Genomic DNA, 11,671 nt, shown 5'->3' on the forward strand with positions numbered 1-11,671 from the left:
CGGCAGACAGAGACGGCCGCGGGATCTCTCCCGCGGCCGTCTTCGGACGTGCTCGAAACGATCAGGCCTGGCGCAGCGGCGCGAGCGCGGTGCTCCAGGCGACCACCTGGTCAAGGGTGGTGGTCAGCGCGTCCTGCTGGAACTGGTTGGGCTTGAAGACGCTGAAGTTCTCGAAGTCGGTGAAGAGCGACAGCGCGACCTGCGACCGCACGTCGGCCATCTGCAGCTCACCGGAGATCAACCGCAGGTGCTCCACGGCGCGCGCGCCACCGACCGAACCGTAGCTGACGAAGCCGACGGCCTTGTTGTTCCACTCGGCGTACAGGAAGTCGATCGCGTTCTTCAGGGCACCCGAGGTCGAGTGGTTGTACTCGGGGGTGACGATGATGAACCCGTCGTACGAGGCGATCGTCTCGGCCCACCGCAGCGTGTGCGGCTGGGAGTACTGGCCCATCGAGGGCGGGTACGCCTCGTCGAGGTGCGGCAGCTGGTAGTCGAGCAGGTCGATCAGCTCGTACTCCGCGTCGGAGCGCTGCTTGGCGATCTCGAGCACCCAGCGGGCGACGGCTTCACCGTTACGCCCCGGGCGGGTGCTTCCGAGGATGATCCCGATCCTGGTCATGGTGGCGCCTTTCCTAGGGACTTGGGCTGACGGGCCGACGCTAACCGGTGATTGCTTGGTCAAGCAAATGAAGCGGCTATGGCTACGCTCACACTCTGCGTAAGCAATTGCTCAATCAAGCAACTAAGATATGAGGATGTCCAACCCCGCCGCAGAACCGCTGCAACCCCTCAACCCCGACGAGGAGGCCCTGGTCCGCGCCCTGGGCCAGGTGATGCACGTGCTGCCCCGCGCGATCGACACCGACATGGTCGGCGACCGTCAGTTACCGCTCACCGAGTACACCGCCCTGATGAACCTATCGGAGGTGCCGGGCCGGCGGATGCGGATGAACGAGCTTGCCTCGGCCTGCCACCTCTCCCTCAGCGGCATGACCCGCACCATCATCCGGCTGGAGACCCAGGGCCTGGTCCGGCGGGAACGCTGCGCGGAGGACGCGCGCGGCTGGAACGCGGTCCTCACCGACAGCGGGTTCGCCCGTCTGGCAGAGTCCTGGCCCAGCCACCTGGCCGCCGTACGCCGCCGGTTCCTCCAGCACTTCGAGGGCTTCGACCTCGAAAAGCTGGCCCGCGCGTTCCAGCGAGCTGGCACGGCCGAGACGACCGGCACGGCCGAGGCGACCGAGACGGCCGGCTGAGCCGGAAACCGGCTCAGCCGGGCAGCCGACCCACCTCGACCAGCGCCCAGGCCAGCAGCCCGAAGGCACCGGTCGAGGCGACCGCCCGGACCACGTTGCCGCGTACCCAGGTGGTCTCGAAACGCTGCCGTACGGCCGCGAGGTCGGTGACCCGGTCGACGTCACCGGCGCGGGCCAGCGTGTTGTTCAGCGGCACGTTGACCACGGCGGTGACGCCGAGCACCACCAGGTACAGCAGCAGCGCGGCACCGATCCACGGCAACGCCGACCGACGTTCGGCGCCCAGATGCAGCACCGCCGCCAGCAGCGTGAACAGCAACGCTCCCCCGAAGCAGACGGCGAACCACCCGTTGAGGATGGACTCGTTGATCCGCCGCATGGCGAGCACCAGCGTCCGGTCGTCGCTGCGTCCCAGGCCCGGCATGACCGCGTACGCGAAGGCGGCGAACAGCCCGGCGGTCAGGCCGGTGGTCAGGGTGGCGGCGAACAGGCTCACGGTACTCAGGAATCCCATGGGCCCCATTGCACCCGCTGGCGCGCGTCCTGACCAGACGTCGGGCCCGCTCCGACGCGTACACCGGGAAACGGGGACCGACGCGGACCGGCCGCCGGCCGGGATGCGCGCGGCACCCCGACCGACGGCCGGCCGGACCGTCAGCGCAGGCCGAACGCCCGCGTGATGCTCTGACTCACGGTGTTGCCCGCGTCGTCGCGCGCGGTGGTGCGCAGACTCACGAAGCCGGCCCGGGCCGGTGCCGCAAGCGTGCTACGCCAGCCGTCCCCGTGCCGGGTCAGGCGCTGCCGGTGCCAGGTCGCCCCGTCGTCGTAGGACACCTCGACGGTGACCGCGCCGACCGTGCCCCGGACGCCGGGCAGGTGGGAGGCGACCACGGTCAGCGGTGCCCGCCGTGACGCCGTGCCCGCGGAGTCGATGGCCACCTGGTAGTCAAGCTGGATCATCGGCAGCACCTCCGCCGACTCCGCGCCGGTGGCGGCCGAGCTGAAGCCCCACTCGGTGCGGGTCTGCCGGGAGTACGGGTTGGTCCAGGCGGCCCGGTCGTTCTGCACCACCAGCCGGTACGGCAGCCGCTGCGCGGCCAGCCCGGAGACCTGGAGGTACTCGGCGTTGCCCCAGTTCAGCTCCTTGTCGCCCTGGTAGAGGGTGGTCCGGTTGACCATGTCGTAGTTGGCGCGCGCCTCACCGATGTGGCCACCCCCGTCGCCCCAGCCGGGCGCGGGTAGGTAGAGGGTGTCCAGGTAACGCGCCGGGACGAAACCCCCGCCCATCCGGGGCCGCTGGATCGGCCCGAACCACTCGACGGCGCTCGGCCGGCCGACCGGGTAGGTGGCCACCTCCATGAGGTGCTGGCCCGTCTCGCCGACGATGTACGCGTCGTCGACCCACCGCTCGCCGGCGGTCACCCAGTCGGTGCGCCGGCCCTGGGCCGGGACGGTCTCCTGGTTGCCCGAGGCCATGCCCTTCCAGACGTCGGTCCGGAACTCCAGCGCCTTGCCCTGCCGGTAGTTGCGGAACTCCACGTCGACCCGGGCCAACTCCCGCTTGGCGGGCCGGTAGGTGGGGTCGGCCGGCACCGTGCCCGTCCAGTGGTGTGCCACGTCGTACAGGTAGGTGGTCTCCGGGTGCGACTCGGCGGTCAGCCGCACCGGGCCGCGCTCCAGCGCCGCGACGAGCTGGTCGCCCTCGTCGGCGCCGAGCGTCGCCACGGTCACCGGGGCCGGGCTCTCCGGGCTCCACGGCGTCTCGTCCCAGGGGTCGAGCCGACCGACGCCGTCGTTGACCACCAGCAGCAGCTTCGCGCCGGCCGCCGCGACGGCCCGCGCCTGGGTGGCGATGTCCACGGTGTCGCTGCGCCGGAGGACCACCGCCCGGTCGCGGACCGGACGCCTGGCCAGCCCGGCCGCCGAGGTGTCGGCTACGTAGACCGCCTCCAGTTGGCGACGACCGGCCGGCAGCGCCGGGGTCGCCCGCTTGACCAGCAGATCGTCGTACGAGCGGCCGCCGGCCGAGATCGTCAACGCCGGCTGTTCCAGCCGCCACCGGGCACCGAACTCGAACTCGCCGTCGGTGACCTTACGGCTCGTCGGCAGGGCCCACATGCTGTCGTACGAGTCGTTGGGCAGCACCTGACTCTCGGTGAGGCCGTTCGCGGTGGACCGGTGGATGTCCATTCGCAGCGAGGTGGCGGTGGCCTCCTGCGGCACCGCGGCCCGCACCTGTCGGGCCTCCCGCGCGTCCAGGATGACGGTGCGGTCGCGGTCCAGGTTGACGTCGGTGAAGCTGAGCATCGCCATGCCCTTGGACCGTGGCCCGTGCGCGCCGCGCACGTCCGCGGAGATCCAACCGGTCCAACTCGCCACCGGCAGCCGAAGCGTGGCGGTGCCGCTCTCGGGCAGGTCCACGGCACTGAACAGCCCGTCGGTGGTGAGGATGACCTTGCCGGCGAGCGGTTTGCCGTCACGGTCCTTCGCGACAAGCGTCAGGTTCTGCCGCTGGCCCTCCTTGCCGGCGCCGACCAGGGTACGGCCGCGGATCGCGCCGGCCTCGTCAGTGGCGATGATCATGCCGCTGACCTGCTTCTCCGCCGGCAGCTTGTCGTACGCGGCGGTCAGCGTCACCGTGGCGGTGCCCCCGGCGGGCACGGTGACCCGGTCGGCGGAGAGAGCGAAGAGGCCGGCCGGCGCGGCGGTCGCGTCGAGGGCCAGCCTCAGCGTGACCGGCGCGCTGCCGAGGTTGGTGTAGGTGACCGTCCGGTCGACTGTCATCCCCGGCTGCTGCGGCCACGCCTGGAATCCGGAGTAGGCACTCGGGGTGGCGAAGACGGTCGCCCGCGTGGCCGCGACCGCGTCGACCCGGCCGGCACCCGCCTGGTACGGGGTGTACTCGGCGGTGGCCTTGACCGTGCTGACCAGCGCCTCCTTGATGCGCTGGCCGGTCCAGTCGGGGTGCGCCGCGGCGACCAGCGCCGCCGCGCCGGCCACGTGTGGGGTGGCCATCGACGTGCCGCTCATCAGCGTGTAGTCCCCGGAGCCACCGCGCACGTAGTGGGAGCGGGCCGCGAGGATGTCCACGCCGGGTGCGGTGATCTCGGGCTTGAGCCCGCCGTCGCCGGCACGGGGGCCCTGGCTGGAGAAGTCGGCGAGGTGGTCGGTGGAGTCGACGGCGCCCACCGTGAGCGCGGAGTTCGCCGCACCCGGGCTGCCGATGCTGTTCGGCCCGCCGTTGCCGGCGGCGATCACGAACAGCGCGCCGGTCTCGGCGCTGAGCCGGTCGACCGCCTGGCTCATCGGGTCACTGCCGTCGGTGGCCTCGCCGCCCAGGCTCATGCTGACGACCCGGGCCTTCCGCTCGCGGGCCGCCCACTCCATGCCGGCGATGATCCAGGAGTCCTGCCCGCTGCCCTCGCTGTTGAGCACCTTGCCGACGTGCAGCCGGGCGCCGGGGGCGACGCCCCGCTCGGCCCCACCGGAGGCCGCGCCGGTGCCGGCGATCGTCGAGGCGACGTGCGTACCGTGGCCCTTGTAGTCGAGGATGTCGGGCTCCGGCGGCACGAAACTGCTCGACGTGGCGATCTGACCGGCGAGGTCCGGGTGCTCGGCGTCGGCACCGGAGTCGAGGACCGCGACGTCGACACCGGCGCCGGTGTTGCCCTCGGCCCAGACGGTCGGGGCGCCGATCTGCGCGGTCGACTGGGCCAGGTCGGCGTGCACCCGGCCGTCCAACCAGACCTTGGCGATGCCGTCGGCCAGGGTCGGGGCGGCACCCGTACGCCGGGCGGTGTCGGCGGTGAGGGCGGTCCAGAACCGGTCGGCGGTGGCACGCTGGCGCGTCAACGCGGCGCCCTGCACGCTGTCGAGCGGGCGGACCAGCTCGGCACCGTCCACAGTGGGACGGGTGCGGGCGCGGGCCGCCGCGTCGGTCATCGTGACGATCAGGGGCAGCCGGTCGGTGTGGGCGTCGTCGTAGCCGTCGGCGATCAGCTCGGTGACGTTGAACAGTTGCCGGTCCAGCACACCGCTGGTGACGTACGACAGCGCGGCGTCCGGGTAGACGTACGTGTCGCCGTCGCGCACGGTGCGGTGGAAGGTCGGCGTACTGCCGTCCGGGCGGCGCACGGTCAACACGGTGCTGCCGTCCGCCGCGGTGGTCACCGTGACCGTGTCACCGGTGATCAGCGTGACGGTGGACGCACGTCCGGCGGCAGCCGGGGGAAGGCCGATGGGGCGGTCGGGGGTGTTCGGCGGGGCGGCGGACGCCCCCGCGGCGGGTGGGGTGAACCCGGCCGCCAGGGTGAGGGCGGTGCCGAGGGCGATCAGCCCGGATCGGCGACGCCGGCGAGACAGAGCCAAGATGACCTCTTTGCGTCGAGAAGTGGTACGCCGCACAGCATCGACGCAACACCCACTCCCCGACCCCCACCAACCCCCGACGCACTTACGCCATGGCACAAACCCGCCACACTCCCCCTCTCCCCTCTCCCCTCTCCCCACCCCACCCCACCGCGCCGATCTTGCACTTTGTGTCGCGGCAAGAGTGGCGAATCAGGACGCATCGGCGACAGTAAGTGCAGGATCGGCGGGGGCGGGGGGTTAGTACTCCAACGTCACTTGATCTGCCGGCTGACTTACTCGGCTAGCTCATGAAGAAGATCATGGCCGCGAGGCTTGCCCCCATGGCCAGGTGCTCCCAACGGAGCAGGTCCGTGATCGGTCGATTGCGCAGCCGGACGAGTACGGCCGCCATCCAGCAGAGGTAAGCCGCCGTGGCGGCGCGTAGCAACACGAGCGCCGCGTCATGGCCGGTGACGATGCCGTGGTCCATCCGGGGCCCGGCGGCCATGTGGTGGATAGCCATCGACCCGCCGTGTTGATGCATCAGCACGGCGAGCGCCATGAGCACGGCCCCGGCCGTACGGTGCCACTCCACCTCCGGGCCGCGCTCGGTCGGACCGCTGGTGACGAGTGCCACCGCGAGGGCGAGGAGCAGCAGCGCGCCCGCGTACCGCACAACCGGTGCGGCGTCGAGGGTCACCGCGACCATGACAGCCACCATCGCACCCGCGAGCATCCGGGCCCTGCGGGACGCTCCCGCCCGCGGCACGGCGCAGCAGCAGGCCGACACCGCGGCCGACCCGAGCATGATCACCTCGATCATCAGGACGTCATCGCGGTGCGACGCCGGGGCGTGACCATTGCGCGGTGGGGCGGCCGTTGAGACGCCACGGGTGCCCGGTGACCCGCGGCCAGCCTTCAGGCGAGTTTTCCCAGTTCTCTTGCCGGCCGTACACGGTGAGGTCCAGGGCGTGGTAGCTGGTCGTCAACGCCTCCACGCCCCGCCCGGTGGTCCAGTAGGTCTCGTAGACCTGGTCGCCGTCGCGCAGGTAGCAGGCGATGAACCCGAAGTCGCGACCGTCGGCCAGGGCCGGTTCGGAGTCTTTCGCCGAATACCAGGGGAACGGGTAGCCCATGAACTCCGCGAACGGGGCACTTTCGTCGTAGGGGCCCTGGCAGAACACGGCGTAGGTGACGTCCCGGGCATGCAGGTAGTCCAGCATCTGCATGTGACAGGTCGAGAAGGTGCACCCCTCACACTGATCCCCGTACGGTTTGCCGTCGTGCCACATGTGGAAGTAGGCGATGAGCATCCGGCGGCCCTCGAAAACCTCCACCAGCGGGGTGTCCCCGCCGGGGCCCTGGACCGTCACCGTCGGCATCAAGGTCATCGGCAGCTGACGACGAGCGGCTGCGATCGCGTCTCCTTCGCGGGTATGGGCCTTCTCCCGGACCAGCAGTTCGTTGCGCTCGCGCAGCCAGGTCTCCCGGTCGACGACCGGGGGCGTGGCTGCGCTGGACGCGGGGGTTGCCGTCATGGCTGTCTCCATCGTGGAGTGGGGATTGGTCACAGGTACAGACGACCGAGTCGGCGATCGTCATCGGTGACCGATGACGGATCGGGTCCGCGGTCGTCAGTACGGTTGTGCGGACCACTCAGCCCCGGGGAGATCACATGTCCGACTCGCCTGACGAGCAGGCGGTCTGGCTGCAGCGCGCCTTCGACGAGCACCGGCGCGAGCTACACGTGCACTGCTACCGCCTTGCAGGGAACGTCACCGACGCGGACGACCTGGTGCAGGAGGCATTCCTGCGTGCCTGGCGGGCTCGCGACCGCTTCGAGGGTCGGGCGTCGGCGCGCACCTGGTTCTACCGGATCGCCACGAACGTCTTCCTCGACAGCCGCAAGGCGGCCGGTCACCGGACGGTTCCGTACGGTGACCCGCTGGAGTGGTCCACCGAGCTCGGCCCCTATCCAGACGCCCTGTTGGCCGACGATCCGCAGACCGGTCTCGCCGCCCGGGAGACCGTCGAACTGGCCCTGATCGCAGCGCTCATGTACCTGCCGCCGCGGCAGCGGGCGGCCTTCGTGCTGCGCGACGTCTACGGCTGGACGCCGCAGGAGATCGCCGGCGCGCTCGACACCGCCGTAGCGGCCGTCAACAGCCTCCTCCAGCGGGCCCGCCACACCCTCCGGCGGCGCGCTCCGTCGGACCCACAGGACTGGCGCCGCCCGCAGCTCACCAGCGAGGACGAAGAGATCCTGCGCCGCTACGCCAACGCGAAGGACCCGGAGACGGTCCGGGCACTGCTCGCCGAGGACGTACGGATCACGATGCCGCCCGAGCCGCCGGTCGTCGGGATCGACGCGGCCGCGGAGTTCCTCGGCCGACCGCTCGACTGGCGTACCTTCCCCACCTCGGCCAACGGGCGCCCGGCACTGATCAACTATCTCCGCCGGCCCGGCAGCCCGCACTACGAGGCGCTGGTCGTCGACGTACTCCGGATCGAGAACGGGAAGATCGTAGAAAGCAACGCCTTCATCGGTGCCCGTCACGTCGCCGCCTTCAGCATGCCCGCCACGCTCGAGCCCTAGACGAGTAAGTCTCAAGCTAAGTGGCCGAGTCTGCGCTGGTAGTGGGATCGCCGGGCTCCGGCTTGGGATGTTCGTCGCCAGGTGGACCAGTACAGGGTGCTCTCTGGGGGTGGTGGCAGGGCGAGGACGAAGGCGTTGAGGAGTCGGCGGATCCCGGCGACGGTCACGAGGGTGTGCAGCGGCACCAGGCGAGGTCACCCGCACAGGTAGAAGGCCAGCGAACCCGACGTCGTCCGGGACGCCGGCGGCGGTGAGACGGTCGGGGCGATCGCACCAGGATGTCTCGGGTAGGTAGAGCCGGCGATCGATCATCGCCCGCCCCGCCGGTGACACGTAGGCCAGGAACACCCCGACCTGGCTGTTCTCGGCCCGGCCGGCGGTGCCCGTGTACTGCCGCTGCACCCCGACCGAGCACACGCCCTTCTTCAGGAAGCCGGTCTCCTCGGTGACCAGCACAGCCTCGGGGTGGCCGAGCTGCTCGGATGACCCGCCACCCGGTCGGGTCTACGCTGTGGCACACGGCCACCGCACGATCTTCGGTTGTCCTCACAAACCATCGATGATCAACGCGGTGGCCGTCCTCATGCCCGCGCCACGCCCAACGCCGAAGCCAAGTGACGTTGGCGTATTAGGGGGTTAGGGGCGGGTTAGCTTGGCCAGGGCGTCGAGTTGGGTCGGGTCGGACAGGGCCGAGCCGACGGCCGCCACCCGTACGCCGGCATCGAGGAACGCGGCGGCGTTGCCCGCGTCCAGGCCGCCGGTCGCGACGAAGCGCAACTGCGGCAGCGGGCCGGCCATCGCCTTGAACCAGGCTGGCCCGAGCGAGATCGCGGGGAACGCCTTGAGCCAGGTGAGGCCGTGCCGCAACGCTTGCTGGGCCTCGGTGGGAGTGGCCACACCGGGCAGGTGCGGCAGACCACGGGCGGCGGCCGCGTCGGCGATCGCGAGGTCCAGGCCGGGCGCCACGGTGAACCTGGCACCCGCGTCGGCGGCAGCGGCGACCTGCTCGACGTCGAGCACGGTGCCCGCACCCACGATCCGGCCGCGCGCGGCGCCCGCCTCGACGGCGGCGCGCAGCGACGGTACGGCGTCCGGGGTGGCCACCGGCACCTCCACCACGTCGATGCCGAGGTCCCAGGCGCGCTCGGCGAGCCGAACCGTCTCGGCGACCGGCAGGCCGCGCAGGATCGCCATCACCCGGGCCTTGCCGAAGATGTGCTCGAAGTCCGCTGTGGTCATGGTGCACTCCATCCGAGATCGCGGTGAATCTGTTGCCTACTGGCCAGGTCGACCGCCGACCTGGCCCCATCGCCCTTCGACCTGGCCCCGCCGCCCTTCGACCTGGCCCCGTCGGCCGGCGACGGCATGACTCAGGTCGTCGCCAGGGCGCCGGTCAGGTCGAGCGGCGACCAGACCTCGACGGGTGCGTCGATCAGCCGCTCGAACCAGGCCCACGGCGGGATCGGGGCGTTGTCGCCGCTGCTGGTCAACGCCTGTGCCGCGACGAGGTGCCCGAGGCGCAGGCGTCGCACGGGGTCGAGGCCGCGCAGCAGCCCGGCCAGGTAGCCGGCCGCGAAGGCGTCGCCGGCACCGACCGGCTCCACCACCGTCACCAGGGGCGCCCGAACGAAGATCGGCTCGGCGTCCCGGCACAGTGCGGTGGCGCCCACCGCGCCATCCTTGACCACCACCGTCTCCGGCCCGGGCAACAGCCGGCGTACGGCCAGCGGGTCGGCGGTGCCCCACAGCGTCTCCGCCTCGTCCTGCCCGACGAAGACCAGGTCGCTGCGGTCGGCCAGGTCGCGCAGCACCGCAGCGGCCTGCTCGGCGGGCCACAACCGGCCCCGGTGGTTGACGTCGAAGCTGACAAGTGCCCCCGTCAGCGGCCGGTCCGCCACGGCGTGCTCGACAAGCGCCCGGCAGGAGGCGGAGAGCACCGGCGTGATGCCGGACAGGTGCAGCACACGGGCACCGGCCAGACCCGGCGCGGCGAGTGTGCCCGGATCCATCCGGGAGGCCGCCGAGCCCGCACGGTAGTAGTGCACGGCGGTGCCCTCCGGGCCCGGGTCCTTGACGTACAGGCCGGTGGGGGCGGCCGGGTCCACGCTGACCTGGTCGACACGGACACCGGTGGCGGCGACGTGCCGGACGACGGCCCGGCCGAAGGGGTCGTCGCCGACCCGGCTCACCCAGGCAGCCCGGTGCCCCAGCCGCGCCAGGTAGCCGGCCACGTTGGATTCCGCGCCGCCGACCGAGACGGCGACCCGGTCGGCGTGTTCCAACGGCTCACCCGGCGCGGGACAGAGCACCACCATCGTCTCCCCGACCGCGGCCACCTCGATCGGCGCGGAGCTCGCCGGGACGGTCGCGTCGTCGGGTGGGGAGTCGGTCGACATCGGGGCACACGTCCTCGCGGCGGGGATCCTGGGCGCCGCCGAGCCTAGGTGTCCCGCGCGGGACGGGCAACCCGTCATACGTCACACCTCGACGCTCACGGCAACGTCAACCCGTACGCGGCCAGCACCTCCCCGATCGGCTGGTAGTAGGTGGTGCCGCCGGAGGTGCAGTTGCCGCTGCCGCCGGAGAGGATGCCGAGGATGGTGCCGGTGGAGGCCACGTAGAGCGGGCCGCCACTGTCGCCCGGCTCGGCGCAGATGTTGGTGCGGATCAGGCCGTAGATCACGCCGGTGGCGTAGTTGACGGTCTGGTTGAGGCCGGTGACGGTGCCGCAGCGCACGCCGGTGGTGACGCCACTGCGACAGACCGCCTGACCGACGTACGCGGTGCCGGGCCCGTTGATGGTCAGCAGACCGGGGTACGTGTAGACCGCGCTCGGGTGGGCGACCCGCCCGGTGTAGCGGATCAGCCCGTAGTCGTTGGTGGGGTAGCTGGTGGCGGTGCGGGCACCGAGCACGGTGGTCTGCGCACTGTCGGCGTACCAGGTGGCGGCGGCGGTGGTGCAGTGCCCGGCGGTGATCACGTAGTAGGTGCTGCCGCTGCGCGCGTTCGCGCCGAGCGAGCAGCGCGCACCACCGCCGTAGATGCCCTGCCCGCCGGCGATCAGGGGGCGCAGCGTTCCGGGTTCGCGGCGCAGCAGCACGCCGGCCCGGTCGGCTGTCGTCCGCAGTGCGGCCAGCTCGCTCGGGGCCACGGTGTCGTCGACGGTGAGGGTCATCCGGCCGGTGGCGGGGTCGAGACCCCAGGCGGTGCCCGCGGTGCGTACGCCGGTCAGCGTGGCCGCCGCGTCGGCGGCCGGCGCGGCGACCCGGTCCGGGACGGCGGCCTGCGCCGCGCCGGGCACGACGAGCAGCAGGATGGTCAGGACGAGGGCAGCCAGCGGGAAGCGGCGCATCCGAACCTCCGAGCAGATCGAGAGTTATGGATGCCGACAAGCATCGCCCGGCGTCCGACCCGTGGCAACCTCCGTCCGTCCTCTTCCCCGACCGGCGGGAATCCCCGATCCGGG

10 protein-coding genes and 1 pseudogene are annotated in these 11,671 nt (G+C 71.6%); 2 read left to right on the top strand and 9 right to left on the bottom strand.

From position 1 onward, the window contains the following. Positions 1-61 precede the first annotated feature (61 nt). Entirely contained in the window at positions 62-622 is a 561-nt protein-coding gene (locus tag ACGFIW_RS17055) for an NADPH-dependent FMN reductase (protein WP_204940359.1), read from the bottom strand. A gap of 136 nt (positions 623-758) precedes the next feature. On the opposite strand from ACGFIW_RS17055, the gene ACGFIW_RS17060 reads away from it, so the two are divergent. Beyond that, entirely contained in the window at positions 759-1,259 is a 501-nt protein-coding gene (locus ACGFIW_RS17060; RefSeq protein WP_393316020.1) for a MarR family winged helix-turn-helix transcriptional regulator, read from the top strand. A gap of 13 nt (positions 1,260-1,272) precedes the next feature. On the opposite strand, the gene ACGFIW_RS17065 is transcribed toward ACGFIW_RS17060, so the two are convergent. The 4 genes from ACGFIW_RS17065 to ACGFIW_RS17080 all read right to left on the bottom strand — a co-directional run bounded on the left by ACGFIW_RS17065 (position 1,273) and on the right by ACGFIW_RS17080 (position 7,147). Beyond that, positions 1,273-1,773 (bottom strand): DUF1772 domain-containing protein, encoded by a 501-nt coding sequence (locus tag ACGFIW_RS17065; RefSeq protein WP_393316023.1) that lies wholly within the window; start codon positions 1,771-1,773, stop codon positions 1,273-1,275. Positions 1,774-1,913: 140 nt separating this feature from the next. Continuing rightward, on the bottom strand, positions 1,914-5,627 hold the full coding sequence (locus ACGFIW_RS17070) for a S8 family serine peptidase (protein WP_393316026.1): 3,714 nt from the start codon (positions 5,625-5,627) through the stop codon (positions 1,914-1,916). Positions 5,628-5,910: 283 nt separating this feature from the next. Further along, complete coding sequence (locus ACGFIW_RS17075; RefSeq protein WP_393316029.1) at positions 5,911-6,432, bottom strand: hypothetical protein; 522 nt, start codon at positions 6,430-6,432, stop codon at positions 5,911-5,913. A 7-nt stretch (positions 6,433-6,439) separates the two neighbouring features. After that, positions 6,440-7,147 carry a DUF899 family protein gene (locus ACGFIW_RS17080; protein ID WP_393316031.1) on the bottom strand — a complete coding sequence of 236 codons (708 nt, stop codon included), beginning with the start codon at positions 7,145-7,147 and terminating at the stop codon, positions 6,440-6,442. Between the two features lie 137 nt (positions 7,148-7,284). Between ACGFIW_RS17080 and ACGFIW_RS17085 the strand changes: the two genes are divergently transcribed. Further along, positions 7,285-8,205, top strand: coding sequence for an RNA polymerase subunit sigma-70 (locus ACGFIW_RS17085; protein WP_030490338.1), 921 nt, complete (start codon positions 7,285-7,287; stop codon positions 8,203-8,205). 216 nt (positions 8,206-8,421) lie between these two features. Here ACGFIW_RS17085 and ACGFIW_RS17090 read toward each other — a convergent pair. From ACGFIW_RS17090 to ACGFIW_RS17105, 4 genes and pseudogenes are all read right to left on the bottom strand, one after another. Further along, positions 8,422-8,685 (bottom strand): annotated as a pseudogene (locus tag ACGFIW_RS17090) (transposase); the annotation flags it as partial. A 156-nt stretch (positions 8,686-8,841) separates the two neighbouring features. Next, positions 8,842-9,444, bottom strand: coding sequence for a bifunctional 4-hydroxy-2-oxoglutarate aldolase/2-dehydro-3-deoxy-phosphogluconate aldolase (locus tag ACGFIW_RS17095; protein WP_393316033.1), 603 nt, complete (start codon positions 9,442-9,444; stop codon positions 8,842-8,844). Between the two features lie 131 nt (positions 9,445-9,575). Continuing rightward, a complete protein-coding gene (locus ACGFIW_RS17100) occupies positions 9,576-10,601 on the bottom strand; it encodes a sugar kinase (RefSeq protein WP_393316036.1) in 1,026 nt (341 codons plus the stop codon). A 95-nt stretch (positions 10,602-10,696) separates the two neighbouring features. Next, positions 10,697-11,557 carry a S1 family peptidase gene (locus tag ACGFIW_RS17105; protein WP_393316038.1) on the bottom strand — a complete coding sequence of 287 codons (861 nt, stop codon included), beginning with the start codon at positions 11,555-11,557 and terminating at the stop codon, positions 10,697-10,699. Between the last annotated feature and the right edge of the window lie 114 nt (positions 11,558-11,671).

Source organism: Micromonospora sp. NPDC048935, from assembly GCF_043197875.1.
Lineage (GTDB): Bacteria > Actinomycetota > Actinomycetes > Mycobacteriales > Micromonosporaceae > Micromonospora.